Source organism: Lacrimispora xylanisolvens (assembly GCF_002934545.1).
Taxonomy (GTDB): domain Bacteria; phylum Bacillota; class Clostridia; order Lachnospirales; family Lachnospiraceae; genus Lacrimispora; species Lacrimispora xylanisolvens.
In genome coordinates this window covers 121,230-146,364 of sequence record NZ_PTJA01000014.1, presented here as the reverse complement: position 1 = coordinate 146,364, position 25,135 = coordinate 121,230, and the positions used below count along the sequence as shown (strand labels likewise).

General features: G+C 41.7%; 27 protein-coding genes and 2 tRNA genes. 12 read left to right on the top strand and 17 right to left on the bottom strand.

Going from position 1 to position 25,135, the window contains the following annotated elements:
* The first annotated feature begins 130 nt into the window (after positions 1 to 130).
* Positions 131 to 2,782 (top strand): transglycosylase domain-containing protein, encoded by a 2,652-nt coding sequence (locus tag BXY41_RS21995; RefSeq protein WP_104439024.1) that lies wholly within the window; start codon positions 131 to 133, stop codon positions 2,780 to 2,782.
* Between the two features lie 60 nt (positions 2,783 to 2,842).
* Here BXY41_RS21995 and spoVAE read toward each other — a convergent pair whose 3' ends face one another.
* From spoVAE to BXY41_RS21940, 13 genes are all read right to left on the bottom strand, one after another.
* Positions 2,843 to 3,199, bottom strand: a complete 357-nt coding sequence (spoVAE, locus tag BXY41_RS21990) for a stage V sporulation protein AE (RefSeq protein WP_104439023.1) — start codon at positions 3,197 to 3,199, stop codon at positions 2,843 to 2,845.
* A gap of 18 nt (positions 3,200 to 3,217) precedes the next feature.
* Positions 3,218 to 4,234 carry a stage V sporulation protein AD gene (spoVAD, locus tag BXY41_RS21985; RefSeq protein ID WP_170072538.1) on the bottom strand — a complete coding sequence of 339 codons (1,017 nt, stop codon included), beginning with the start codon at positions 4,232 to 4,234 and terminating at the stop codon, positions 3,218 to 3,220.
* A gap of 31 nt (positions 4,235 to 4,265) precedes the next feature.
* Positions 4,266 to 4,718, bottom strand: coding sequence for a SpoVA/SpoVAEb family sporulation membrane protein (locus tag BXY41_RS21980; protein WP_104439021.1), 453 nt, complete (start codon positions 4,716 to 4,718; stop codon positions 4,266 to 4,268).
* A 26-nt stretch (positions 4,719 to 4,744) separates the two neighbouring features.
* The gene (locus tag BXY41_RS21975) at positions 4,745 to 5,170 is read right to left on the bottom strand and encodes a stage V sporulation protein AB (RefSeq protein ID WP_104439020.1); all 426 of its coding nucleotides are present in this window, start codon (positions 5,168 to 5,170) and stop codon (positions 4,745 to 4,747) included.
* A complete protein-coding gene (locus BXY41_RS21970) occupies positions 5,160 to 5,786 on the bottom strand; it encodes a stage V sporulation protein AA (RefSeq protein WP_104439019.1) in 627 nt (208 codons plus the stop codon). Before BXY41_RS21970 ends, BXY41_RS21975 begins: the two co-directional genes overlap by 11 nt.
* Positions 5,783 to 5,941 carry a hypothetical protein gene (locus tag BXY41_RS26880; protein WP_170072536.1) on the bottom strand — a complete coding sequence of 53 codons (159 nt, stop codon included), beginning with the start codon at positions 5,939 to 5,941 and terminating at the stop codon, positions 5,783 to 5,785. Before BXY41_RS26880 ends, BXY41_RS21970 begins: the two co-directional genes overlap by 4 nt.
* A 63-nt stretch (positions 5,942 to 6,004) precedes the next feature.
* On the bottom strand, positions 6,005 to 6,718 hold the full coding sequence (gene sigF, locus BXY41_RS21965; RefSeq protein ID WP_104439018.1) for an RNA polymerase sporulation sigma factor SigF: 714 nt from the start codon (positions 6,716 to 6,718) through the stop codon (positions 6,005 to 6,007).
* A 5-nt stretch (positions 6,719 to 6,723) separates the two neighbouring features.
* On the bottom strand, positions 6,724 to 7,158 hold the full coding sequence (spoIIAB, locus tag BXY41_RS21960) for an anti-sigma F factor (RefSeq protein ID WP_104439017.1): 435 nt from the start codon (positions 7,156 to 7,158) through the stop codon (positions 6,724 to 6,726).
* Positions 7,159 to 7,168: 10 nt separating this feature from the next.
* A complete protein-coding gene (locus BXY41_RS21955; protein ID WP_104439016.1) occupies positions 7,169 to 7,510 on the bottom strand; it encodes an STAS domain-containing protein in 342 nt (113 codons plus the stop codon).
* A gap of 139 nt (positions 7,511 to 7,649) precedes the next feature.
* On the bottom strand, positions 7,650 to 8,966 hold the full coding sequence (locus BXY41_RS21950) for a tetratricopeptide repeat protein (RefSeq protein WP_104439015.1): 1,317 nt from the start codon (positions 8,964 to 8,966) through the stop codon (positions 7,650 to 7,652).
* A gap of 11 nt (positions 8,967 to 8,977) precedes the next feature.
* Positions 8,978 to 9,118 carry a hypothetical protein gene (locus tag BXY41_RS26875; RefSeq protein WP_170072532.1) on the bottom strand — a complete coding sequence of 47 codons (141 nt, stop codon included), beginning with the start codon at positions 9,116 to 9,118 and terminating at the stop codon, positions 8,978 to 8,980.
* A complete protein-coding gene (locus BXY41_RS21945) occupies positions 9,111 to 10,436 on the bottom strand; it encodes a bifunctional folylpolyglutamate synthase/dihydrofolate synthase (protein ID WP_104439014.1) in 1,326 nt (441 codons plus the stop codon). The genes BXY41_RS26875 and BXY41_RS21945 overlap by 8 nt, the downstream gene beginning before the upstream one ends.
* Before the next feature lie 225 nt (positions 10,437 to 10,661).
* Positions 10,662 to 11,048 carry a RidA family protein gene (locus tag BXY41_RS21940; protein ID WP_104439013.1) on the bottom strand — a complete coding sequence of 129 codons (387 nt, stop codon included), beginning with the start codon at positions 11,046 to 11,048 and terminating at the stop codon, positions 10,662 to 10,664.
* Between the two features lie 205 nt (positions 11,049 to 11,253).
* Between BXY41_RS21940 and BXY41_RS21935 the strand changes: the two genes are divergently transcribed.
* Positions 11,254 to 11,868, top strand: coding sequence for a DUF1836 domain-containing protein (locus BXY41_RS21935; RefSeq protein ID WP_104439012.1), 615 nt, complete (start codon positions 11,254 to 11,256; stop codon positions 11,866 to 11,868).
* 42 nt (positions 11,869 to 11,910) lie between these two features.
* Here BXY41_RS21935 and BXY41_RS21930 read toward each other — a convergent pair whose 3' ends face one another.
* Positions 11,911 to 12,210 carry a YerC/YecD family TrpR-related protein gene (locus tag BXY41_RS21930; protein ID WP_097005014.1) on the bottom strand — a complete coding sequence of 100 codons (300 nt, stop codon included), beginning with the start codon at positions 12,208 to 12,210 and terminating at the stop codon, positions 11,911 to 11,913.
* A gap of 80 nt (positions 12,211 to 12,290) precedes the next feature.
* Positions 12,291 to 13,100, bottom strand: a complete 810-nt coding sequence (locus BXY41_RS21925) for a Cof-type HAD-IIB family hydrolase (protein WP_104439011.1) — start codon at positions 13,098 to 13,100, stop codon at positions 12,291 to 12,293.
* Between the two features lie 154 nt (positions 13,101 to 13,254).
* Between BXY41_RS21925 and BXY41_RS27360 the strand changes: the two genes are divergently transcribed.
* From BXY41_RS27360 to BXY41_RS21915, 3 genes are all read left to right on the top strand, one after another.
* Positions 13,255 to 13,386 carry a hypothetical protein gene (locus BXY41_RS27360; protein ID WP_278321434.1) on the top strand — a complete coding sequence of 44 codons (132 nt, stop codon included), beginning with the start codon at positions 13,255 to 13,257 and terminating at the stop codon, positions 13,384 to 13,386.
* 75 nt (positions 13,387 to 13,461) lie between these two features.
* Positions 13,462 to 14,469 carry an ABC transporter substrate-binding protein gene (locus tag BXY41_RS21920; RefSeq protein ID WP_104439010.1) on the top strand — a complete coding sequence of 336 codons (1,008 nt, stop codon included), beginning with the start codon at positions 13,462 to 13,464 and terminating at the stop codon, positions 14,467 to 14,469.
* A 73-nt stretch (positions 14,470 to 14,542) separates the two neighbouring features.
* The gene (locus BXY41_RS21915; protein WP_104439009.1) at positions 14,543 to 16,219 is read left to right on the top strand and encodes a flavin monoamine oxidase family protein; all 1,677 of its coding nucleotides are present in this window, start codon (positions 14,543 to 14,545) and stop codon (positions 16,217 to 16,219) included.
* Between the two features lie 75 nt (positions 16,220 to 16,294).
* Here the strand turns inward: BXY41_RS21915 and BXY41_RS21910 are convergent, their stop codons facing one another.
* On the bottom strand, positions 16,295 to 17,350 hold the full coding sequence (locus tag BXY41_RS21910; RefSeq protein ID WP_242980317.1) for an AI-2E family transporter: 1,056 nt from the start codon (positions 17,348 to 17,350) through the stop codon (positions 16,295 to 16,297).
* 205 nt (positions 17,351 to 17,555) lie between these two features.
* Here BXY41_RS21910 and BXY41_RS21905 point away from each other — a divergent pair, with 205 nt between their 5' ends.
* From BXY41_RS21905 to BXY41_RS27515, 5 genes are all read left to right on the top strand, one after another.
* The gene (locus BXY41_RS21905) at positions 17,556 to 18,503 is read left to right on the top strand and encodes an NAD(P)-dependent oxidoreductase (protein WP_104439008.1); all 948 of its coding nucleotides are present in this window, start codon (positions 17,556 to 17,558) and stop codon (positions 18,501 to 18,503) included.
* A 157-nt stretch (positions 18,504 to 18,660) separates the two neighbouring features.
* Positions 18,661 to 18,733: transfer RNA gene (locus tag BXY41_RS21900), tRNA-Ala, on the top strand.
* A gap of 6 nt (positions 18,734 to 18,739) precedes the next feature.
* Positions 18,740 to 18,813, top strand: a tRNA-Val gene (locus tag BXY41_RS21895).
* A gap of 156 nt (positions 18,814 to 18,969) precedes the next feature.
* The gene (locus BXY41_RS21890) at positions 18,970 to 20,259 is read left to right on the top strand and encodes a LysM peptidoglycan-binding domain-containing protein (RefSeq protein ID WP_104439007.1); all 1,290 of its coding nucleotides are present in this window, start codon (positions 18,970 to 18,972) and stop codon (positions 20,257 to 20,259) included.
* Between the two features lie 400 nt (positions 20,260 to 20,659).
* On the top strand, positions 20,660 to 20,866 hold the full coding sequence (locus BXY41_RS27515) for a DUF6774 domain-containing protein (protein WP_432765527.1): 207 nt from the start codon (positions 20,660 to 20,662) through the stop codon (positions 20,864 to 20,866).
* A gap of 61 nt (positions 20,867 to 20,927) precedes the next feature.
* On the opposite strand, the gene BXY41_RS21885 is transcribed toward BXY41_RS27515, so the two are convergent.
* Positions 20,928 to 21,452 (bottom strand): GNAT family N-acetyltransferase, encoded by a 525-nt coding sequence (locus BXY41_RS21885; RefSeq protein WP_104439006.1) that lies wholly within the window; start codon positions 21,450 to 21,452, stop codon positions 20,928 to 20,930.
* Between the two features lie 215 nt (positions 21,453 to 21,667).
* On the opposite strand from BXY41_RS21885, the gene BXY41_RS21880 reads away from it, so the two are divergent.
* Positions 21,668 to 23,341, top strand: coding sequence for a S8 family peptidase (locus BXY41_RS21880; protein WP_104439005.1), 1,674 nt, complete (start codon positions 21,668 to 21,670; stop codon positions 23,339 to 23,341).
* A 101-nt stretch (positions 23,342 to 23,442) separates the two neighbouring features.
* Complete coding sequence (locus BXY41_RS21875) at positions 23,443 to 25,116, top strand: S8 family peptidase (RefSeq protein WP_242980316.1); 1,674 nt, start codon at positions 23,443 to 23,445, stop codon at positions 25,114 to 25,116.
* Positions 25,117 to 25,135 lie beyond the last annotated feature (19 nt).

The window sequence follows — 25,135 nt, the reverse complement described above, 5'->3', positions numbered from 1 at the left end:
TTCCCATTATATCCAAAATAAGGTGCAGGATCAAGGTTCCATGTATAAATGGATAAATTTCTTCCGAAAATGGTAAGTGTTGAATTGCACGACAATTTTTGGTATAATGAACCGGTAAAGGAGGTTTCCCATGAATTACGGCAAGCAATCGACAGAGAGAAAGATCAAATCTGCCAATTCAAAAGCGAGGAAATACACTACAAAGGTTTTTCTTGCCTTTTTAAAAAGTCTGTTTATTCTATGCCTGTTTGGAAGCATTGTGGCTGCAAGCGTCTTATTAGGCATGGTAAAAGGAATCATAGACAATGCTCCTGATGTGGACATCTCAACCATTGTCCCCAACGAATATGCCACTACCGTTTACGACAGTGCAGGCAATGTCACTGAGACCCTGGTAACCGCAGGTTCAAACAGAGAGGAAGCCACTTACGAGGAACTTCCTAAAAATCTGGTCAATGCTTTTGTTTCTTATGAAGATTCCAGATTCTGGGAACATAACGGAATCGACCTGCGCTCCATTATGAGAGCGGTAAGAGGCGTACTGACCGGCGATTCCACAGCCGGAGGCGGAAGCACCATTACACAGCAGCTGATCAAAAACAGTGTGTTTGGCGGTGGTATGGAAAAAAGTTTTGGAGAACGCCTGGAACGAAAATTTCAGGAGTGGTTTCTGGCCATTAAACTTGACGGTGTTATGTCAAAGGAGCAGATCATTACCAACTACTTAAACACCATTAACTTAGGCAACAATACCCTGGGCGTCAAAGTGGCTGCCAAGAGATATTTTAACAAAAATGTATCGGAACTGACTTTATCGGAATGTGCAGTTTTAGCAGGAATTACCCAGAACCCTTCTAAGTTTAACCCTATTTCCGGTCAGAAGAATAACGCAGAAAAGCAAAAAGTCATTCTTCAATACATGCATGATCAGGGATATATTACAAAGGAAGAGGAAGATCAGGCTCTTGCAGATGACGTCTATTCCCGAATCCAGAATGTTGACACTGCAACCAAGGAAACTGCTTCTCCATACAGTTATTTTACAGACAAACTGGTGGAAGAAGTGATTACTTCCATGAAAGAAAAGTTAGGCTATACCGATACTCAGGCTCATAATATGCTATACAGCGGAGGTCTCTCCATCTACACAACCCAGGATCCTGGTATCCAGACCATTGTAGATGAGGAAATCAATAATCCGGAAAATTATACTGCAGCACGCTATTCCATCGAATACCGGCTGTCCGTCACTCACAAGGATGGAACAACCACCCACTACTCCGAAGAAAATGTCAAGCGCTATCACAAGGAGATGGGGGACAACGGCTATGATGGCTTATACAATAACGAAGAAGCGGCGGAGGCAGATATACAGGGCTATAAAAGCTATCAGCTGAAAGAAGGAGATACCATAATTGGAGAAAGCCTTCATAAAACCCTGCAGCCTCAGGCATCCTTTGTCATTATGGATCAGAAAACAGGAGAAGTAAAAGCAATTAACGGAGGACGGGGACAAAAACTGGCCAGCCTGACATTAAACCGTGCCAGCAACACCTATCGTCAGCCAGGTTCTACCTTTAAAATCCTCACCGCATTCTCTCCGGCACTGGACACCTGCGGTGCCACCCTGGGATCCGTTTATTATGATTCTGTTTATACGATTGGCAATAAAACATTTTCCAACTGGTACAGCTCCGGATATCAGGGATACTCAAGCATCCGTGACGGTATCATTTATTCCATGAACATTGTGGCAGTGCGATGTCTGGTTGAAACAGTGAAGCCCCAGCTGGGTGTGGAGTATGCAAGAAACTTTGGAATTACTTCCCTGACTGACACCGATTACAATCCGGCTCTTGCACTGGGAGGAATCACCAAGGGAGTTTCAAACTTAGAGCTTACCGGCGCTTTTGCCACCATTGCCAATGGCGGAGTCTATACAAAACCGGTCTTTTTCACCAAGATCCTGGATCACGACGGCAAGGTATTAATTGATAATACACCTGAGACCCATCGTGTTTTAAAAGACTCCACTGCATTTCTCTTAACCGATGCGATGGCAGCTTCCATGGATAGCAGCCGGAAATTTTCCAGCTCAGGACCCAGTTCCACCAGCCCTGCTGCTAAAATACCGGGAATGTCCGCTGCAGGAAAAAGTGGTACTACCTCAGCCAACAACGATATCTGGTTTGTAGGTTATACCCCCTACTATACTGCCGGTATCTGGGCTGGATGCGACGATAACCAGAAACTGACAAAGCAAAACGGAGGTGCCTCCTTCCACAAGGCAATCTGGCGCAAGATCATGACCAGAATCCATGAAGGTAAGCCAGATCCCGGTTTCCCTATGCCTGACAGTGTAGAAACGGCTCAGATCTGCCGAAAATCCGGCAAACTGGCAGTGACCGGTGTCTGCACGGAAGATCCCAGAGGCAATGCTGTTTATACGGAATACTTTGCAAAAGGAACGGTACCTACAGACGTATGTAACAATCACGTAAGAGCAACTGTTTGTTCTGTATCCCATCAGCTGCCCACTCCTTATTGTCCGGAACGGACAACTGCCGTATTTATGGTTCTTCCAAACGGCGAGACCGGTCAGACAGATGATTCCAAATACGCAATGCCTGGATATTGCACCATTCATTCAGCAAATTCCATTACCATACCTCCAGGCAGTTATCCTTACGAGGATGAGACATCGCCCCAGCAATACGCACCGGGCTACATTCCACAAAATCCCGGCGCAAACAAACCCATTTATCCCTGGGAAGATTATTGATAAAATGAAGAAGGGCATCAAACCTTAAACCAGGTCTGATGCCCTCTCCTTATATAAAAATCAGCTTTTCATTTTCGGCTTGAATATAATGGATCCCAGATATCCAAAAATTAAAGCACCGGATATGCCCACTGCGCTTGCAGTAAATCCACCTTTAAACACTCCCAGAAAACCGTCCTCTCCCATGCTCTTTAAGACGCCTTTCCATAGAGAATTGCCAAATCCCAGCAGAGGAACCGTTGCACCTGCTCCTGCCCAGTCACTAAAGGGCTGATAGATTCCAAGGGCTCCAAGAATACTTCCGATTACTACCAAAAGCACCATAATCCGCCCAGGCATCAACTTGGTATTGTCCATCACAACCTGAACCACTGCACAGATTGCTCCGCCTACCAGAAATGCTTTTACAAATTCCATAGCGTTCTCCTTTCCAGATTAGTTGTCTATATGCTCGATCATAACTCCATGAGCAATGCCAGGAATGGTTTCTCCTTCGTTAAAGCTTACTGTGGACAGCAGTGCTCCAGTTGGTACAAAAAGAACCCGCTTCCACGTTCCGTCCTTGATTTTTGGTAATATATAAGAACAGAGCGTTGACGCTGCACAGCCACAGCCGCTTCCTCCTGCATGGGTATCCTGGGAATCAGGATCAAATATCTCAATCCCGCAGTCTGTATGGATGGTCTCCAGATCATGCCCTTTATTTTTCATGAAATCCAGGAGAATGGTACGGCCGACCTGGCCAAGATCTCCAGTTATGATTTTATCATAATAATTTTCATCTACATTAAAATCGTCAAAGTTCTGCTGTATGGTATGAAATGCGGCAGGTGCCATAGCTGCTCCCATATTCATGGAATCTTTGATTCCCATATCCACCATACGGCCGGTGGTAATACCGGTAATTGCCGCAATTCCTTCTTTTCTGTGTTTGGTAAGAATAACAGCTCCGCAGCCGGTCACTGTCCAGGAAGAAGAAGACGGGCGCTGACTTCCGTAACCCAGCGGAAATCGAAACTGTTTTTCAGCTGTTGCAAAATGGCTGGACGCCATTGCCATTACTTTATCCGCATAACCTGCAGCCACTGTCATAGAGCCAAGATTTAAGGCCTCACCCATGGTGGAGCAGGCACCAAAAAGACCAAATAAAGGAATTTCCAGATCAACTGTACCAAATGATGTTGCAATCAGCTGTCCCAGTAAATCCCCGGCGAACAAATAACGGATGTCCTTTTTCCGGACATCTCCTTTTTCAATTGCCAGATCTGCGGTCTGCTTTTGCAGTGCACTTTCCGCCTTCTCCCACGTATCTGCCCCAAACATATCATCCTGTTCCACTACATCAAAAAGCTTGCCAAGGGGTCCTTCTCCCTCTTTTTTTCCGACTATGGAAGCCATACTTTCAATTACCGGAGGCTCTTCAAATTTTATGCTTGCTTTTCCAACCTGCATTTTACTCACTCCATTTCTCTTTCAGTCTGGTCTACACTATGCCGAAGGCTTTCAGGACATAGGCGATCACTCCCAGTATCCACGAACTTAATATGCCGTAAAGAATTACCGGACCGGCAATGGTAAATATCTTACAGCCGATTCCAAATACCTGTCCCTCTGCTTTAAATTCAACCGCAGGCGCCACCACAGAGTTTGCAAAGCCAGTTATGGGCACCAATGCTCCTGCACCCCCAAACTTGGTTATTTTAGGATAGATATTTAATCCTGTAAGAATCACGCTGGCCGCAATTAAAATCAAAGTTGTCCAGGCGGATGCAGTATCCTTTTCCACTCCCTGGTTCATAATCAGTGTGGTGCAAATCTGACCTATGGTACAGATAATTCCTCCTACCAAAAAAGCTTTGATGATATTGGGAAGTTTTTTATTTACCGGAGTTACTTCCTTTACATAAGCTTCATAGGCTTTTTTATTAACTTCCATTTTTTCCTCCATTCTGTAAAAAGCTGTTATTGTCCGATGCGTTCTGCAAAAAACACCAGGGAACCGGTCAGTTTTCCAAGGGCGATGGACAAAATGATATATTGCAGTCCAACGCCCAGATTAATTCTTCTGCTGATAGCAGGAAGCGCTTTCAACGTTTCTGCAAGAGACATCACCAGGCAGCCGATAAATATTCCCACAGCAAGTCCAAAGACGCCTAAAAATATATTACCTCCAAATCCAATGGGTGTTTCGTAAATATCACCGATATTTCCAAGCACACCACCAAGAATGATACATGACTCATACAGCATAATGTGTTTCTTTGTATGAGTAAATCCAATCAGGCGGGGAAACACTCCAATAATTGCCAAAAAGGCAAAAACGCCGGCTGCTATGATGCCGCCAGCGCTTAATCCGACAAAGCATAGCAACACCTCTTTAAGAAGCATCGATATCAGACTCCTTTCTCCCTTCATTCTGGATCAGGGTTTTGCTGATATTATCTTCATAAAGACGCATTTCCACCTCCAGTGGGGTCGGATCGGTATTGATCTTGATTTTTGCAAAATGATTAAAAAATCCAACAATTCCAACTGCCAGTCCAACCGAATAACTGACTTCCAGAATTGTAAAACCATTGGATTCCTCTCTCATAATAATCTTATAAATTTCCTTGAATACATCGGTAACGCTTACATCGTTATTAAATGTCATAATTGCAAAAGCTGCACCGCAGTAACAAATCACGCAGACAAAAATAGTTTTTATCCACTGCCACACCCAGTTTGGAGATTTGGGTCTGTGGTAATCAATGATATAATCAACCTTGCCCACGTTATTGACGGAAATAGCCGGGTCCATTTCCACCAGCTTTTTAATCACATCAAGTGTGCTCTCAATATATCGTTTGTTACGATCCGAATGAATGGTTTTAATCCGCAGTGCATTACACTTATTCATAACGGCAGAATCGTCACAATAGACATCAGCTACATCTTTCAGCTGCACTTCCTTGTGGTGTACCTCTGTAATTTCACTGATGTTTAAATATACGGTCTTACTCATGCAACCATCTCCCATCTGGGAGCGGCCTCAACAAGTGTTCCCTCCTTTTGAGTCCCATCGGGCATAACGGCGATCATATACCAGATTGCAGCTGCGATTGCAATTAAGCATATGACCAGTAGCGTCATGACTAGCTTATGTTTCATGGATTCCATACATGCTCACATCCTTTTCTCTGGTTTTTCAAAATTAGTATGAGCCGTATGAAATTTTTTATTCTATAATTTTTCGCGCATCTGTTTTAAAATCTTTTTTTCCAGCCTGGAAACCTGAACCTGAGAAATGCCAAGCTTATCCGCAATCTGACTCTGGGTCTCGTTGTAATAATACCGTCGTATAATAATTTCCCTGTCCTTATCCGATAAATCGGTTAACAATTCCCGAAGCACCATACGGTTTAACAATTCTTCCTGTGCAGAACTTTCTTCTTCTATTTTATCAATCAGAAGCAGACTGTTTTCGTCATTTTTATTGACAGAACGATATAACGATTCCACCTCAGCTCCAGCTTCTATGGAAGCTGCCACTTCTTCTTTACTGGCCCCGATTTCTCCTGCAATCTCTTCTACCGTAGGCTCTCTTCCAAATCGGTAAACCAGCTCCTCCCGCACATTTTTTACCTTCATTCCCATTTCCTTAATGGACCGGCTGACTTTTATGATTCCGTCATCTCTTAAAAAACGTTTGATCTCTCCGGTTATCATTGGAACTGCATAGGTGGAAAACTTGACTTCATAGGATAAATCAAATTTATCGATGGCTTTCATTAAACCAATGCTTCCAATCTGAAATAAATCCTCAGGCTCATAACCACGCCCTGTAAATCTGCGCACAATACTCCAGATCAAACCGAAATTCTCGGTCACAAGCCGGTCTCTTGCCGCTTTATCTCCATCGTGAGCCATTTGTATCAATCTCATGGTCTCATCCATAGGGCTCACCTGCTAATCTTCTTTTTCATAATCACCGCAGTTCCCTTATCTGGCTCTGATTTAACTTCCACCTGATCCATAAATGCTTCCATAAAAGAGAATCCCATACCAGACCGGACTCCATCAGGATCCGTGGTAAACATGGGTTCCATCGCCTGTTTAATATCCGTAATCCCAATTCCTGTATCCCTGACGGAAACAGTCAGTTCCTGTCCCTCAACCGTCACTTCTATGTAGATGATTCCTCCCTTCCCCTGATATCCATGGATGACTGCGTTTGTGACTGCCTCTGAGACAGCCGTTTTCACATCCTCCACCTCCTCCAGGGTAGGATCCAGTCTGGCCATAAAAACGGCTACTGCTACTCTGGCAAATTCTTCATTTTGGGACAGGGCTTCCAATTCCATTTTCAGAATTTCTGGTTTGTTTTGTTCTGACATATGTTCCTCCTCAACCTGTGACTGCTGCTTCCTTAGAGTCATATAATTTCATTAATTTTAAAATTCCTCCCATTTTTAAAATGCGGAGAGCCTGAGATCCCGCACCGTAAATGGCTACACTTCCTCCGCTTAATGCCATCTGCTTGTAACGGTTAAGCAGGATTCCGATTCCGGAGGAATCCATAAATCTTGTTCTGGAAAAATCGAATATAATACGGCGGATATAATTCTCGGAAAGGATTAAATCTGTTTCATATTTTAACCCGGAACAGTTATGATGATCCAGTTCCTCCGGCAGATGAACGATTAATGTATGACCTTCTGCCTCATACGTAAAGTGTGGTTGATTCATATGCAATACTCCTCCATTTCTTATTGTCTGTCCGTAATACCAGAGAAGAGTGTTTTTTATACCGAAAAATAATCCGGGTGAATAAAAAAAGACACCACAAAAATATGTTTCTTCTGTAGTGTCTTTTCGAATTCTGCCATTAAAAACCTCGTTCTGTTTTCGCCTTAGCAGATAACGTTTCGTCTTTGCTGTTATTTATGATATCAGAAAACAAACCATTGGCCTGATCCTTCTGATCCATTCCCTTGTAGATAACGGCAGTCTTAAACTTCGCCTGCCAGCTGTCTGGTTTTAACTCAATACATTTTGCATAATAATTAAGGGCGGACTGACTGTCCCCTGCTTCCATGGCTTTATCACCCAGACTCTCTAAAATGGGGCAGCCCTTCTGTGCCATATCCTTTTTTATCTCAACAATAATCGCCTGAACATCTGCGGAAGCAATCAGCCCGGGATTGAGATCTGCATAGATTTTGACGGCAGACGGAAAATCATCCTTTTTATATGCCTGTAAAATACCGATAACCGACTGATACTGAGCCAGAACGCTGTCAGAGTTATTGGTTAAGGATGCCAGGGAATCCTCTGCTGTCTTCTTTTCTGATTCCAGAGTATTAAGCTGCTGGGTCAAAAGATCCGCCTTTTGATTGGCCTGGCTTAATTGCTCGCTGTATTTTAACATCTCTTTGTTGTGGTTATCGTTAATGGATTTGGTGTTCGCCGGCATAACCATAAAGAACACCACTGCGGCTCCCAGCAAAAGTCCTGCCAGTATGTTTAAAACCGCCTGATCCCTGGTGTTTTCCTTATAGCTTGGCGGGATAATCACATCATCATCCTGCATCTGCCTGTGGGAAACCACGTTCTTTAGTTTTCTTTTTTCCGGTTCCCGTTCTGGCTTAACCCTGGTACCGGTTTCTTTCATAATTGATTTATAATAAAGTGCTTTCGGATGATTATGATCAATTTGAAGCACCTTATTTACTGCTTTCCCGGCTTTCTGGTAATCCTCCCTGACGATGTACAGGAGTGCAAATAAAAGCTGGGCTTTTACATAATTGGGCTTGTCCTCCACGGCTTTATTAAGCTGCAGAATGGCCAGATCCTCACTTTCGCTTTTGACGTAAGCCAGAGCCTGATTAAACCGGCGCACTGCCCTCCGCTCCAGATCCATGGTGCCCTTTTTCTTCTGAATCACTTCCAGGTAGTAATCGGCCCGGTTATCCTCAGACTGTAAATTCTTACTGATAACCCATTGAACCAGTGCATCTCCCACCTCTCCTACCTCATAGTAGATGAGACCAAGAAGATTCCTTGCATCTGTCATATATTTATTAAAATGAAGACACTTTTTTAAACAATCAACTGATCCGGTTAAATCTCTTAGCCTGGCCTTCTCCAGTCCCATATTATAATAGCTGTTTGCAATCACCCGGATTCTTCGTTCATAATCCATATTTTATCCGCCTATTCCTTGCTGACTTCTTTAATCAGATTCATCATAAGATCATTCATATCGGTTAAATCACTTCTTACAATGGCATCTTCAACTGCATCGACCTCCAGGCTTGGCCTGTAGTCCTTAATCTCAGAATCAAAATCAATCATGTTTAATCCTCCTTAAAACGGCTTTTATCTCACCCATTAAATAGAGTGAACCTACACAAAACAGCAGATGATCCTCATCCTGTTTATGAAGCATAGAAAGCAATGCATCCTCTGTGTTTTGATATCCTGTTATTTCGCAGTGAGTTACTTCTTCAAACTCATGTAAGGCTGTCTCTGTCTTAATACCTCTGTCGGAATCTATATGGGTCACTGCCACTTCATCCAGTGGCAGACTGGCTGCGATCAATCTTATCATTTCGTGATAATTCTTATCGGAAACGGCAGAAAACAAAAGATTCGCCCTTTTTTTCCTGTCTGCACACAGTTCAGACCCAGTCTTTACAAATTCTTCCATTCCCCCTGGATTATGAGCCCCATCCAAAAATACGTCTGGCTGGACTTCTTCCATTCTGGCAGGCCAGCGCATTTTTAAAAAGCCTGTCCTGATCTGTTCCCTTGCTTTATTCAGTCTCATATCTCCCAGTAATCCGGATACTTCCACTGCCCGCAAAGCGAGAAGGGCATTCATAACCTGATATCTGGCTGGAGAAGGAATCATTACCTGATATACCTCCCCTTTTATCCCTTTCATTTCTACCTGGAAGCCGTTGTTTTCTGATCCTGTGATCTGGTAACAATGCCTGTCCGTTTCAAAATAAGGTGCGTCCTGCTCCAAAGCCCTTTTTCGGATCACGTCCGAAACAATCTGGTCATTTGCGTCAAACACAACCGGAACATTCTTCTTAATTATACCTGCCTTTTCAGAAGCGATCTTTTCTATTGTATTACCTAAATATTCCGTATGATCCAGACTGACGGAGGTGATAACAGATACCAGCGGATGACGGATGACATTGGTTGTGTCAAGCCTTCCGCCTAAGCCAACTTCCAGTATAACCAGATCAACCCCCGACTTCTGAAATAAATCCATAGCCATATAAAATAGAAATTCAAAATAAGACGGATGGCAGTATCCTTGTTCTGACATCCGTTCAGAAAGTGATCTTACTGTCCGGTAGCTGTCTGTAAAAGCTGATTCCGATGCCATCTCTCCATTTACACAAAAACGTTCTCTTATATCAATCAGATGAGGGGATGTAAATGTACCCACTTTATATCCAGCACTTAAGAACACAGACTGCAAAAAAGCACATACAGAACCTTTCCCATTGGTCCCTGCAACATGAATGATTCTCATGGTTTCATCAGGCTCTCCCATCTCTTTTAAAAACGTCCTGATCACTTCCAGTGAATTCTTCTTTTTCGCCCACATCGGGATACGGCTTAAATATTCCTCTGCCGTTTCTTCAAATCTCATCCTTAAAGTACCAACTTCCTGCTTAAATTCATAGAAAACGGACTGATCCAGCTTCCTCAATTAATTATAATATAAGTCTGCCAATATGCAACCCATTTCTTTCGCAAAAAGTCCTTTATTTCTACATCTTGTCCCCCGTGCATTCCCGGAAAGGGAAAATTTGCCTGAATTTAAAATAGGGAATGCCAGTTAACCGGCATCCCCTTTCTGCTTATCTGATACAATTTATGATTCTCCGCAATATGCAATGGCTTCAATTTCCACTAAAGCGTCTTTTGGAAGAGCTGCCACTCCAAATGCTGCTCTGGCTGGACATTCTCCTTCAAAAAAGGTTGCATACACTTCATTCATTGCTGCAAAATCATTGATATTCTTTAATAATACCGTTGTTTTAACCACCTGATCCATGGATAAACCACCGCTCTCCAGTATGGACTTTATATTGGTTAAAGACTGTCTTGTCTGAGATGCAATATCCTCACCTGCAAATACACCAGTTGCCGGATCAATGGGAAGCTGGCCGGACACGAACACATAATCGCCTCCGCAAACACCCTGAGAATAAGGACCAATTGCTGCCGGAGCCTTTTCTGTCGCCAAAACTTTTTTCATAATTATGTATCTCCTTTCGTTCATTTCAATGATATTTCTAGATTAACACACATTCTTCAAAAGTCAAGAAAATTATTTTGGTATGCTCAAAAATATTTAGTTTAAGTGGAGTTTTTACCCCTTGTCATCTGGTATTGAATACTATATAATATGACTAAGGGGATTATCACATGTGCGGAGCTTTCCCGTGCAGAACGGAGGACATATGAAAACCAACGAGGAACGATTACAAAAAATTTTAGAGCATTTGGATGGGCTTGACTATATCTCGCCGGAAACCATTCCAAACATTGATTTATATATGGATCAGGTCACTACGTTTATGGATAAGCATTTAAGTGAAACAAAGCGTTATCCGGATGATAAGGTCTTAACCAAGACTATGATCAACAATTATGCCAAGAATAATCTTCTTCCCGCTCCTAGTAAAAAGAAATATACGAAAGAACATATTCTTCTGCTTATATTCATCTACTATTTTAAAAATTTATTATCCTTTAATGATATTGAACAGCTTTTCAGACCAATTACCGAAAAACACTTTAATCCTTCTGACGGCATGCCATTGGAAGCAATCTATAAGGAAGTATTTTCCCAGGAAGATTCTGATTTAGAACGTATTAAATCTGACATACTGGAAAAGTACCAGCATTCCAGCAAGACCTTTGAGGAAAAAGGAATTGAGGGTGATGACCTGGAATACTTACGCCTCTTTTCCTGGATCTGCGAGCTGTCACTGGATGTATACGTAAAAAAACAGGTGATCGAACAGCTTATTGACGATTTAAGAGAAGATCCTTCTTTAAAAAAGAAGAAATAACGAACAGGGGACAAGAACCGGTATGGACTTGTCCCCTGTTTTCTATATCTCTTTCTTCTCTTCCAGACGCTTAAATACCATATCATAACCGTCATTCCCGTAATTTAAGGAACGGTTCACACGGCTGATGGTCGCTGTGGATGCACCGGTCTTCTCTGCAATCTCCAGATAGGTTCTGCCTTCCCGCAGCATCTTTGCTACCTCGTATCTCTGGGATAAGCTTAACAGCTCATTCACCGTACACACATCCTCAAAAAACGTATAGCACTCCTCCGGTGTTTTTAAGGTTAGAATTGCTTCAAACAGATGATCAACTGCATCTGTCTTAATTTTTTTATTCATATGAGATCTATCCCCTTTTTATTCCTTATGGTCTATCTGTATTTTAACATATTAACGTTATAAAATCCACCCCTGTGGTATCAGGAAAGCATAAATTTTTCTACTACCAGAGCAATTCCGTCATCATTGTTGGAAGCAGTCACATAATCAGCTGCTTTTCGGACTGGAAGAACTGCATTTTCCATGGCCACTCCAAGTCCGGCGTACTCAATCATAGACAAATCATTGTATCCGTCACCGCAGGCAATCATCTCCTCCCTGCTCATGTTAAGATGCGTAAGAAGCCGTTCCAGGCTTGCCGCTTTATCAATTCCTTTGGGAAGAATCTCCAGAAAGTAAGGTTCTGATCGGTACACGCTGTAATCACGTCCCAGTGCAGCCTTCACCTTGGGTTCTACCATGGCAAGATAGTCCCCTTCTTCCAGCATCAGATATTTGACTACGGGAAACTGTACATAGCCTTCCATATCTTCCACTTCTCTGACTTCCAGTTTATTCACGGCAGATTCCTTGCCTACATATTCATCTTTGGCATTCCCGGTTATGATTAAATCATCTTCATAAGTTAAGATATTAACCCCGTGCTCCTTCGCCATCCGGATTATCTTCTGGTTAGAAGATACCGGCAGCTCCTTTGCAAAGATGGTTTCTCCTGATTTACAGTCTATAATACGTCCTCCGTTAAAGGATAAAATATAACCGCCGGTTTCATGAAGCTTTAATTCTTTTGCAATGGGCATGATTCCATAAGTCGGGCGGCCGGAAGCCAGCACAATCACTCCGCCCTGGCGCTGCAACTCAAAAAGTGCTTCTTTTGTTCTGGGCGTGATTTCTTTATCCCGGTTCGTCAGCGTCCCATCCAAATCAAGCACTATTATACGATATTTCATTGTACTTCACCTGCTTTTGTAAATTTTACTATAGCAGTATAGCACAGTTTTAACCTATATACCATCTTTAAATAAGAAAATATGGAATAGGTCGTAAACTCTGCCTGTCAGACTACATAGAATTTTAACAGGAGGATGAATGGAGGAGAACCAAATGAAGAAAGCAATTGCAATCTTTCTGGCTGTAATTGTGGTCGCTGCTTTACTGACCAGCTGCAGAACAACATCCAGAAAACACATCAAACCCCTTTTTTCCCACGTATCCGCCCAGATCTTTATTATTTAAAATTTTTTAAGACAAGGTACTTTCCCGTATTACAACAATACAATGTAGTATTAAGATATGAAAAAGGAGGATTTTATGAGAAAAGCCTATCGTACATTTATCATGGCCGTTCTCACCGGAGCGTCTTTACTCAGCTTAACCGCCTGCGGTTCAAAGACAAAGTCATCGGACTTAACCCCGGTCAAATTAAATGAAGTTGCCCATTCCATCTTTTATGCCCCTCAGTATGCAGCCATAGAGCTGGGATACTTTGAGGATGAGGGCATTGATTTAACCTTAGTAAACGGAGCCGGCGCTGACAAGGTTATGACCGCCCTTATATCCGGTGATGCAGATATTGGTTTTATGGGCTCTGAGGCCTCAATCTATACTTATGCAAACGGTTCCCAGGATTACGCAGTTAATTTTGCACAGCTGACTCAGCGTGCAGGCAATTTTCTTGTTGGAAGAAGTGAACAGCCTGATTTTAAATGGGCCGACTTAAAAGGGAAGAAAGTACTGGGCGGCAGAGCCGGTGGGATGCCGGAAATGGTATTTGAATATATCCTGAAAAAGAACGGAATTAATCCTGCCACAGATCTGACAATCGATCAGAGCATTAATTTTGGACTGACGGCAGCAGCCTTTACCAGCAATGATGCAAATTATACCGTTGAATTTGAACCGTTTGCAACAGGACTGGAAAAGGAAGGCAATGGCTTCGTAGTCGCTTCTTTGGGCGTAGACTCAGGCTATATTCCATATACCGCCTACAGTGCCAAAAAAAGTTACCTGGAAAAGAATCCGGCAACAATACAGAAATTTACCAACGCCATTCAAAAAGGCCTGGAATATGTAAATTCTCATTCCTCGGAAGAAATTGCAAAAGTAATCCAGCCCCAGTTTAAGGAAACCGATGTAAAAACCATTGCTGCCATCGTAGACCGTTACAAAGCCCAGGATACCTGGAAAAAGGATACTGTATTTAACAAAGACAGCTTTGAGCTTTTAGAGAATATTCTGGAGGAGGCTGGTCAGTTAAAAGACCGGGTTCCTTATGAAAATCTTGTGACGACTGAGTATTCTGAGAAGGCTGCCAAATAATTATCTCAACAACAAAGGGGACATTGCACAGGCAATTGTCCCCTTATCATAGTGACTTTATGAGGTGAAATCAATGAATGCTCCATTCACTCAGATACTGAATCCCACCAATGAGCAGCGGCAGGAAATGATCAGGAATTCATTGGAGATGGCTGGCCGTCCGGAAGATTACGAAAATATTGTCCGTTTGCTGAGTCCGCCTCCGGACATTACAAATTATGCACAGCCAGGGGCACTAAAGGGCGTAAAAATCGGCGTGATTGGAGGAGGCCTCGCCGGTCTGTCCGCTGCATTTGAGCTTCGAAAGCTGGGGGCTGACATTACCATCCTTGAGGCTAATGACAGCAGAGTAGGAGGAAGAGTATATACCTACTATTTTAACACGGAATATTATAACGAATTCGGCGCCCACAGAATCCCGGTTACCCACGAAACCACCTGGCATTATATTAATTTGTTTGGTCTCAATACCCGTCCTCTCTCTGTAAGGCAGCGCAACAATTTTTTGTATGTACATAACACCCGCTTAAGAACAACAGAATCCATCGAGCAGAATCTTTATCCCCTGTATGACTTAACTCCCCAGGAACGAAATACTCCCTGGTCAGAGCTAAATGACTACGCCTTTACGTATCCAATGATGCAGCTTTCGCCTGACATTCGATCGGAGCTGATACAGATCTTACCCCGTTATTCTCCGGAAATTTTGTCTCTTATGAACAATTCTGTGCGGCAGACTCTGGAAAATCTGGGTCTCAGCCAGGGGGCAATCAGCCTGATCTCAGGGGTGGATCCGGGAACCGGGTCTTTAATTGATGCCAGTTACGCTGAAACTGTCCAGGAGGAATATACCATTGACTACCGTAATACCTATACCATTGAAGACGGGATTGTAAACCTGCCCTACGCCTTTATTCAATCCTTCTACAAAGACAATTTACCCCAATATCAAAATATTCCGCCCTCTCAGCTAGGCACTGTCACTTACTGGCCCGGTCAGTCGGTCACAGGTATTTACCAGCAGGAAAACAGCGATCAGGTTGTTCTTGCCCATCGCAATGTACGGGATTTAAGCAGTACTTCTGATACGTTCGATTACGTTATCTGTGCAATCCCCTACTCCACTCTGCGGGAAGTGGAAATCAAACCAAGTTTCAGTAATCCAAAGATGCAGGCGATCTTAGAATACAATTATACCAATTCTCAAAAAACCTTTTTTCTATGCAAAGAACGTTTTTGGGAACAGGATACGGATTATGGTCGTATTGTTGGAGGATTTTCTCAGACAGATCTGCCGATTCAGTACATTTTCTATCCTGGAGATCATCTTCTGTGTCCGGATCCTTCTTTCTGCTCACCAAATGAACCAGGTGTACTCATCGCTTCCTATAATTATCATTTAAACTCAACAAGAGTGGGGAATATGTCAGAACCTCTACGGTTTGAATATATAAAGCAAAGCGTGGAGGAAGTTCATGGACTGCCAAGAGGATTCTTAGATCCCATTGTGGCAGACCATAAAACCGTGGTCTGGGATAATGAGCCTTATAACCGGGGGGCTTTTGCCGAGTCACTCCCAGGTCAGAAGCAATTATTCGCTTATGAGATGCTGAAGCCTGAATATAATCAAAGGGTTTTCTTTGCCGGCGAGCATGTATCCACAAAGCACGGCTGGATGCAGGGAGCACTGTATACAGGAAAGGAAGCTGCCAATCAGCTGGCTTATTCTATTTACAGTCAGCCTATGTAGTATCATTAAAAAGTGAGGGGCTGCCCTAATAGAATCTTCTATTTAATGCAGCCCCCTTTTTAATGGGTGATAAATTTATTCATTTTTCACTCTGATATCTAAAATATCCAATAAGAACATAAACATGGGAATACCTAAAAGCAGTCCCCACACTCCGATATAATGCTCACTGACTAAAAGAATAAGAAAAACCAGAAATACCGGTAATTTGGTTTTAGCCGACATCAATTTAGGATTGAGCACATAGGTCTCCAGTGAATGAAGTACAAATATCATAATGATAACTTCTATAATTTTAAACGCACCTCCGATGTTAAACGCTATAATGCAAAGAGGTATGAGTGATATAATCACTCCTGCAACCGGAACCAGTCCAAGTATGAAAATCATGGCTCCAAGTCCCAGCGTCTGGGGAAATCCCATAATTGTTAATGCTATTACAGACAAGAACGAATTAATAAATGCAATGACGATTTGCAATTCAATGACTTTTCCAAAGGAATTCAAAAACTTCTTTCCGTAAAATGTAAAATACTTATAGAGAAATGACACTTTACTCTGCTCCATATGCTTAAAAAATGCTATAATCTCTTCCTTTTCCAGAAGAAAGAGAAAACTGATCAACAGAGACAGCAAAATGTTAATGCTGAAAGTTCCTGCAGTCGTTACAAAGGTCAGCAAATGGCTTTCCGCCATACGAATGTAGTCGCTGATCTGATCCTCCGGAATGCTGCTTAACAGATTAAACCGGTCATAATTCTGTAACTGATTTAAGTCAAAGGTAGAAATCAGATTGATTACATCAATCAGCTGCTGGGTAACTTTAGGAATATAAGCTATCATGGTAATGATAAAAATAAGTAAAAATATAAGATACATTAAAATGGTAATAAGCTTCCGGCTGATCTTTATATACTTATTTACCTTATCATATATAAATTTTTGAAGCTGGCCAAAGATGAAAGTAACCATAAATATCAGCAAAAACTGATTTATCATTCCTCTTAAAAAATAAAGAAAAACTGCCAAAAGAATAATACTGATTATTTTTTTCGCCAGTTCTCCGTTTATAAAATGATCCAATTTATCCATTGCCTGTGCCTTTCTGTTGTCAAATATTATTTTTGTCACTGTTAGTCATCTGACACACTATCTATGAGATTATAATATAGAAACAGGACAATGGAAATACTTAATCGAAAAAATCCGGAAACTCCCATACATTTTAACAAATTCATAACTATCCCTTTTCATTCTGTCATATGGTGTTATAATTGTTTTTACAGGACTATTATTATTCGTCCCTGTAATTTTATGATTGATCGGAGTGATACATATGAATATCGTATTATTAGAATCTCTTGGAATACCTGACAGCCTGTTAAATGAATGTGCAAAACCATTAATTGATGCAGGTCACACTTTTACAGCTTTTGAAAAAAGCACAGATACCAAAGTTCAGATTGAACAAGCTCAAAATGCCGATGTCATTATGATTGCCAACATGCCACTAAACGGTGAAGTCATCGACGCCTGTAAGAACTTAAAATTTATAGATGTTGCTTTTACAGGGGTGGACCACGTAGATCTGGCAGCAGCAAGAAAAAATAATATTTCCGTCAGCAATGCCGCCGGTTACTCAACTGAAGCGGTTGCCGAGCTGTCTTTATGTCTTATGCTCTCCCTTTTACGCAATGTGATGCAGACAGATGCCCGCTGCCGGGAAGGAAAGACAAAGGATGGTCTGGTAGGCTGCGAGTTGAGAGGAAAGACCATCGGTATTGTTGGCGCTGGCGCAATCGGAACAAGAACTGCAGAACTTTGCAAAGCCTTTGGCTGCCGCGTTCTTGGCTGCAAGCGTACTATTACTGGAAATGAACCGGATTTCATGGAATTTGTGTCTTTGGATGAACTTCTATCTAATTCTGATATCGTGAGCCTCCACTGCCCGTTAAATGAAGATTCCCGTCATTTAATAAACAAAGATACAATCGCTAAAATGAAACAGGGTGCTTATATTATTAACGCTGCAAGAGGTCCGGTAGTGGATTCCAAAGCCCTTGCGGAAGCTTTAAACAGCGGATATCTGGCAGGTGCCGGTATCGATGTGTTTGAGAACGAGCCGCCGATTGATACTTCCCACCCACTTTTAAACTGTAAAAATACCATTGTTACTCCCCACATTGCTTTTGCCTCTGCAGAATCGATGAAGTTAAGAGCCCAGATCGTATTTGAGAACCTGAAAAAATGGATGGAAGGCGACCAGATTAATAAAATTTTATAATTAAGAACCAGAGAGGTATCTCACAATTAGATGCCTCTTTTCTATGTTATTACTGGAAGTTTTTTACAACAAAATCCACAGAAAAGATCGAAAAATATTTTTCTATTTGTGCAAATAATACTTGTAATTCAGAATCTTCATGCTATAATTTAGACAAGGGGATATAGCTCAGCTGGGAGAGCGATGCGTTCGCAACGCATAGGCCACGAGTTCGAGTCTCGCTATCTCCACGAAATGGAAGTATAGCTCAGCCGGGATGAGCGTTCGCCTCACACGCGAAAGGTCATGGGTTCGAGCCCCATTACTTCCATTTTTCTATAAACAGCCAAACCACCGGAATCACTTGTGTATACAGGGGATTCCGGTGGTTTTGTTTCGTAACAATTTGCTTAATAAAGCATGTATATACCCATAAATACAACACATTAGCATATAATAGAATTAATAAGATCATTTGAGGGAATTCATGATCATTCATGTTGTCAAACCAGGTGATACCATCGTTTCCATATCAGAGTATTATAAAATCCCAGTTGACCGATTGATATTGGAAAATGAAATTACAAACCCCGATAATTTAGCAGTCGGCCAAACCATCATAATTGTACAACCGGAAACACTCTACGTTGTTCAGGCAGGCGACACTTTGGAAAGTATAGCAAAGCAGCATGGTACTACTCCAATGGAATTATTAAGAAATAATCCCTATCTTTCCGATAGAGAAATTTTGTATATCGGTGAATCCATAGTTATAAGCTATCAATCGAATAAAACAAGAACAATTGCTACTAGTGGTTATACTTTTTCATATATAGATAAATCTGTTTTAGTAAAAACGCTTCCTTTTTTAACATATTTGACTATATTCAATTATAGAGCTACAAGTGAAGGAGAAATTATTACTATTGCTGAGGATGCTGATGTAATTCAGTTGGCTAAAACTTATGGTGTTGCGCCCATGATGTTTGTTTCTACGATTACGGAAGAGGGAACTATTATTCGTGAAGTAACTCAGAATATTTTAAATAAGTCTTCTGTGCAAGATCGTCTTATTGACAATATTCTACAAATGATAAAAGCAAAGGGTTATTATGGAGTGAATATGTATATCGAAGATATTACACCGGATAACATAAATAGTATTGTAGAATACATAAAAAAGGCTTCTGCTATATTTCGTTCTGAAGGTTATAGAGTACTAATCACCACTACGCCAATTATGAATATTCAGGGGCCTATTGTCAGTTTTGAAAAGTTGGATTATTCACGATTATCTGAATATGTAGATGGAATTCTATTTGCTTCTTATGATTGGGCTAGATTTTATAGTTATCCAAGCTCGATTTTCCCAGTTAATGTTTTAAGACAACTATTAGCCTACGTAACCAGTATTATTCCACAGGACTTATTATTCTTAGGAATCACTACACTCGGTTATGATTGGACACTACCCTATGTTCCGGGTGCAACAGAAGCAACTGCTATAGCAAACAATAATGCAATACAGATTGCAGCAGATAACAATATACCAATACAATTTAACGAAGCAGCACAGTCACCTTTTTTCTATTATATGGATAGTAATGGGATTCATCACTTAGTGTGGTTTAATGATGCGAGAAGTTTTGAGGCGAGAGCCGGGCTGGTAGCAGAATATGATCTTCAAGGTTTATCCCTATGGACTATTATGAGATTTGATACCCAAATGTGGTTTATTATTAATACTCAATACTACATCCAGAAATTGTCTTTTTAATTACTTTTTTACCAAGCGGAAAGAGGCAATGCAAAGCGGAAACATGTTACTATACCCTATAGAGAATTGTTTTTGATTATTATTTAGATGGCGATTTGTATGACGATCCATATATGAGTGGCGGATATACTCATTTTATAGTTCCAACAATGGGATTACGGAACTACACTCCCAGTAAGAATAGATGCTGAATGTTCATTGCCTAAAACTGCAAAAATAAGGGTCGATTGTATTGATAATACAACGAAAAAGGTGGTTTCAAGCAGAACAATATCTGCAACAAATCATCAGTACATCACATATGGGAGTTGTACAAATTGTGCAACTCCTTTTTCTAAAATAATTCTGGCTTAACAGCATAAAATAGTATTAATGATAGATACATAACTGAGGTGATACAATGAGTTATTGTTGTGATGTATTATTAATTTCTACATTAGCTTGTCAAATAGCAGATTGCTTAGACGACGATGAATTATCTTTGTTTGCAGCCGACATACTCTTACTGAGCGATGCTTTAAGCGCAATTGCTGTCAGGCGTTCAATATCGAATTCTTGTACAAACAACACTCCTTCAACAGATAACCCCACCTGTTGCGATGAATAAAAAAACCACTAACTAGTACTGATAGTTAGCAGTTTATGATTACTATTATTATATAAATTATTTATAGATGAATCCAGTACCGTTTAATCCTGTCCCCATCCACAACTACTTCCTTCTCAAAAATCCCTCCGTTTGCCAGAATCGTCTTCTCACTTCCCACATTATTATAATCGCAGGTAATTAAGACTTTATCTAAACCATAATCTTTACAGTTTTTTAAATTCTGCCGCAGCATCTCTTTTGCATAACCTTTTCTTCTTTCATCAGGTCGAACGGAGTATCCAATATGACCGCCCCAAACGCTCAAAATAGGATGGTTTATGTGATGTCTGAAATCAATAACTCCAATAATCTTATGATCTGCTGTCCTGACCGCAATAAATGTATTAGATGTGACCCTGTCTTCGGGGCAGGTTTCATCATGTTCCAAAAGATCAATGGTTCTAATCCATTCATCTGCTGAAGAGCACAGCTTTAAATTACCGCAGCCATCCAGGCTGTCACCGGAATCTAAAAATTCCTGACGGTACTTCATGATATCGTCTGCATATTCCATTGCTGGCTTTATTAATCTGATTTCATCCATTCTTTTTATCTCCTACTCAACGATTTCCTATTATAATAATATATCAGTTCGGAATAATCAATATTTAATCCTCAGACTGTATCAAAATAACCTTGATAAATTATTTCTCTTCAAACCCCAAAACTCCTCCCACCATATAACCCACTCTCTCATATTCACTTTTTTTCAGCATAATATAGAACAAATGCTCCTACCTTTTTTAAGGGAGGCCCCTTTTGAAAAAAATACTGGACAATAATTACTATGATCTCATTATTAATAACGTCTCTGTGCCTCTGTATGACGAAGGGGATAATATCACACCTTTAAATATCAGACATTCTCTGCTGAATGTCCCTGTAGGAAACGCTGATCCATGTAATCTGGGTAAATATCCTTATTACAACTTTCCATCCCTTTATACTCCTACCTCCACCGTAAGCCATGAAAAATCCGGAATGGGAGCCGTACAGCGTAACCCATATTTAAATCTCAATGGGCGGGGAATTATCGTTGGTGTTATAGACACAGGAATTGATTACCAGCACCATACATTTCTTTTTAATGACGGCACTTCAAGAATTCTGTCTTTATGGGATCAGTCTGTTCAGGATGGAACACCACCGGAACATTTTACATATGGGACTGAATATTCAAGGGACTTGATCAATTTGGCTCTGGCTTCTGACAATCCGTTATCCATTGTTCCTTCCAATGACGCAGATGGGCATGGGACTGCAATCGCCAGTATCATTGCCGGAGCACCGGAAGAAGAACAGTTTTTTTCCGGAATTGTTCCATTCGCCGAATTGGTAGTTGTCAAGCTGAAGGAAGCGAAGAAAAATTTAAAGGATTTGTTTTTTGTTCCAGATGGCATTTCCTGCTATCAGGAGACTGACCTGATGATGGGCATCACTTATCTTCTTTCCATCGCGCAGAAAGCCAACCGCCCTCTTGCCATCTGTATTGCCATGGGAAGCAGTCAGGGAGCCCATGATGGCAATGGGGCTTTGAGCAATTATTTGAATTATCTGGTGCGGCTCCCCGGTTATGGAATTGCTGTTTCAGCCGGAAATCAGGGAAATGTCCGAAGGCATTATTATAATTCTACACAGCAGGAACCATTTACCAATCGGTTTGAATTGAGAATCGGGGAAAAAGACAGCATGTTTTCCATGGAGATATGGCCATCCGCTCTCGGCAGACTTTCCATTGATATTAACACGCCCAACCGGGAATCGACTAAGCTCATACGTCCTGGACTGGGGGAATGCAGAAGATTTAAGTTTGTTTTCACCCCATCTGTCTTATGGGTTAATAATATGAGCTTTGAGGAGGAAAGCGGGGACCAGCTGATTCTGCTGCGTTTTCAAAACGCCATGCCAGGCATCTGGAGTTTTAACGTGCAAAGTATGGAAAAAGAACCGCTTGCTTTTCATTCCTGGCTTCCAGCAGGCAGCCTGATCAGCGATGATACGTTCTTTTTAAATTCCAATCCCGGCACAACCATTAACTCCCCTGGAAATGGATCTCACCAGCTGACAGTCACCGCTTATAATCAGTTTAATGACAGCATTTTAACAGAGGCCAGCAGAGGTTATTCCAGAAATAATTTCGTGAAACCGGATATCAGCGCTCCAGGGCACCAGATCCCCTGTGCACTTCCTGGAAACCGATTTGGGACCTTAACCGGCACAGGCGCTGCAACCGCCCATGCCACCGGTGCTATTGCAATGATTTTAGAGTGGGGTATTCCCAGAGGCAACTATACCACTCTGTCAGGTAATGTGATTAACAGTCTGATTACCCGTGGAGCACGACGGCAATCTTCTATTATATATCCCAATAATATCTGGGGTTATGGAATGTTAGATGTGAATGAACTGTTTCAACGACTTACCAATATTTAATGGATGTAACATTTTTCCATTCTCCCCCCTCCTTTCATATTAGAATTCCTGCTGCATAAACTTATCATATATGCCCTCAGTATAAGACAGGAGGACTTTTATTGAATAAAATTCTGGACAATAACTATTACGACCTTATTATGGGCAATACCATAATATCGGGGTACGGCACGGGCGATAATATAACCCCGCTGAGCGACCGCTACTCTCTGCTTCATATACCAATTACGTCCCCGGATCCCTGTGATCTGGGAACATACCCCTATAACAGCTTTCCTACCTTATATGCATTGGAATCTGAGGTAAGCCTTGATAAATCAGGCATCGGTTCTGTTCAGCAAAACTCATATCTGGGTCTCATGGGAAAAGGAGTACTGATCGGCGTAGTTGATACCGGAATTGATTACACACACCCGGCATTTCAAAATCCGGACGGTACCAGCCGGATCTATTCCATCTGGGATCAGACAATACAGGAAGGAACTCCTCCAGATAGTTTTACCTTTGGAACCGAATACAGCAAAGAACAGCTAAATGAAGCTTTATTATCCTCCCAGCCGCTGTCTGTGGTTCCTTCCACAGACAACAACGGTCATGGAACCGCCATTGCCAGCATAGCTGCCGGATCGCCCTCAGCAGACCTCTCTTTCTCAGGAGTCGCTCCATTATCAGAGCTTGTGATAGTAAAACTAAAGAATGCCAAAAATAATCTGAAAAATATTTTCTTTGTTCCTGAAGATACCTACTGTTTTCAGGAATCAGATATTTATCTGGGGCTCCGTTACCTGCTGTCAGTTGCCCAGAAAGCGGCAAGACCCATAGTAATATGTATCTGCCTGGGAAGCAGCCTGGGTGGTCATGACGGCAACGGGGCAATCAGCAGTTTCATGACCGCTAAAACACAAGATCCGGGAATCTGTTTTGTTGCTTCCGCTGGAAATGAAGGAAACAACGCCAGACATTATCTTAATATTACAAGCCAGATCCCCTGGTATCATGATTTTGAGCTGAAAATCAGCGAAAAGGACAAAGAATTTTGTATGGTTCTCTGGCCTTATGCAACAAGCCGGATATCCATTGATATTTCAACACCCAGCAGAGAATCCACACAGAGAATTTATCCTACCCTGAACGAATGCAGAAAATTTAATTTTATTTTTGCACAAAGCATCATTTGGGTGAATAATATTCTTTTTGATGATGAAACAGGGAATCAGGTAATCGTAATGCGATTTAAGGATCCTATGCCCGGAGTGTGGTATCTGCGGGTGCAGTCAATGAAGGAAGAACCTTTTTCCTTTCACTGCTGGCTTCCCAACGGGAATTTCCTGTCCGATGAAACTTACTTTTTAAATCCAGATTCCTCTGTGACCATAACCTCTCCCGGAAATGGGACTCATCAGTTAACAGTTACTGCTTACAATCAATTTAATGACAGCGTCCTTACAGATGCCAGCAGGGGTTATACAACGGCGGGTATGATCAAACCAGACATTTCCGCTCCCGGTTTTTTGCTTCCCTGCGCTGTTTCAGGGAATTCATACGGCAGCGCGACGGGGACTGGTACTGCTGCTGCACATGCTGCCGGTGCTGCAGCCATGATTTTTGAATGGGGAATCGTCAGAAAAAATCTCCCGACTTTAACCGGATATGATATTAACCGAATGTTCATGAGAGCCGCCAGGCACGGGACAGCTAACACATATCCAAATAACCTTTGGGGGTATGGCCAGCTTGACGTAAATAAAGTTTTTCAGCAGCTTACAAATCTGTAACGGCAAATATGGAAAAATG

Excerpts from the sequence above, each read along its gene's own strand:
- BXY41_RS21995 (WP_104439024.1), top strand. The coding sequence starts at position 131 with ATGAATTACGGCAAGCAATCGACAGAGAGAAAGATCAAATCTGCCAAT.
- spoVAE (WP_104439023.1), bottom strand. The coding sequence starts at position 3,199 with ATGGAATTTGTAAAAGCATTTCTGGTAGGCGGAGCAATCTGTGCAGTG.
- spoVAD (WP_170072538.1), bottom strand. The coding sequence starts at position 4,234 with ATGCAGGTTGGAAAAGCAAGCATAAAATTTGAAGAGCCTCCGGTAATT.
- BXY41_RS21980 (WP_104439021.1), bottom strand. The coding sequence starts at position 4,718 with ATGGAAGTTAATAAAAAAGCCTATGAAGCTTATGTAAAGGAAGTAACT.
- BXY41_RS21975 (WP_104439020.1), bottom strand. The coding sequence starts at position 5,170 with ATGCTTCTTAAAGAGGTGTTGCTATGCTTTGTCGGATTAAGCGCTGGC.
- BXY41_RS21970 (WP_104439019.1), bottom strand. The coding sequence starts at position 5,786 with ATGAGTAAGACCGTATATTTAAACATCAGTGAAATTACAGAGGTACAC.
- BXY41_RS26880 (WP_170072536.1), bottom strand. The coding sequence starts at position 5,941 with ATGGAATCCATGAAACATAAGCTAGTCATGACGCTACTGGTCATATGC.
- sigF (WP_104439018.1), bottom strand. The coding sequence starts at position 6,718 with ATGGATGAGACCATGAGATTGATACAAATGGCTCACGATGGAGATAAA.
- spoIIAB (WP_104439017.1), bottom strand. The coding sequence starts at position 7,158 with ATGTCAGAACAAAACAAACCAGAAATTCTGAAAATGGAATTGGAAGCC.
- BXY41_RS21955 (WP_104439016.1), bottom strand. The coding sequence starts at position 7,510 with ATGAATCAACCACACTTTACGTATGAGGCAGAAGGTCATACATTAATC.
- BXY41_RS21950 (WP_104439015.1), bottom strand. The coding sequence starts at position 8,966 with ATGGATTATGAACGAAGAATCCGGGTGATTGCAAACAGCTATTATAAT.
- BXY41_RS26875 (WP_170072532.1), bottom strand. The coding sequence starts at position 9,118 with ATGATTGATTTTGATTCTGAGATTAAGGACTACAGGCCAAGCCTGGAG.
- BXY41_RS21945 (WP_104439014.1), bottom strand. The coding sequence starts at position 10,436 with ATGAGATTTGAAGAAACGGCAGAGGAATATTTAAGCCGTATCCCGATG.
- BXY41_RS21940 (WP_104439013.1), bottom strand. The coding sequence starts at position 11,048 with ATGAAAAAAGTTTTGGCGACAGAAAAGGCTCCGGCAGCAATTGGTCCT.
- BXY41_RS21935 (WP_104439012.1), top strand. The coding sequence starts at position 11,254 with ATGAAAACCAACGAGGAACGATTACAAAAAATTTTAGAGCATTTGGAT.
- BXY41_RS21930 (WP_097005014.1), bottom strand. The coding sequence starts at position 12,210 with ATGAATAAAAAAATTAAGACAGATGCAGTTGATCATCTGTTTGAAGCA.
- BXY41_RS21925 (WP_104439011.1), bottom strand. The coding sequence starts at position 13,100 with ATGAAATATCGTATAATAGTGCTTGATTTGGATGGGACGCTGACGAAC.
- BXY41_RS27360 (WP_278321434.1), top strand. The coding sequence starts at position 13,255 with ATGAAGAAAGCAATTGCAATCTTTCTGGCTGTAATTGTGGTCGCTGCT.
- BXY41_RS21920 (WP_104439010.1), top strand. The coding sequence starts at position 13,462 with ATGAGAAAAGCCTATCGTACATTTATCATGGCCGTTCTCACCGGAGCG.
- BXY41_RS21915 (WP_104439009.1), top strand. The coding sequence starts at position 14,543 with ATGAATGCTCCATTCACTCAGATACTGAATCCCACCAATGAGCAGCGG.
- BXY41_RS21905 (WP_104439008.1), top strand. The coding sequence starts at position 17,556 with ATGAATATCGTATTATTAGAATCTCTTGGAATACCTGACAGCCTGTTA.
- BXY41_RS21890 (WP_104439007.1), top strand. The coding sequence starts at position 18,970 with ATGATCATTCATGTTGTCAAACCAGGTGATACCATCGTTTCCATATCA.
- BXY41_RS27515 (WP_432765527.1), top strand. The coding sequence starts at position 20,660 with ATGAGTTATTGTTGTGATGTATTATTAATTTCTACATTAGCTTGTCAA.
- BXY41_RS21885 (WP_104439006.1), bottom strand. The coding sequence starts at position 21,452 with ATGGATGAAATCAGATTAATAAAGCCAGCAATGGAATATGCAGACGAT.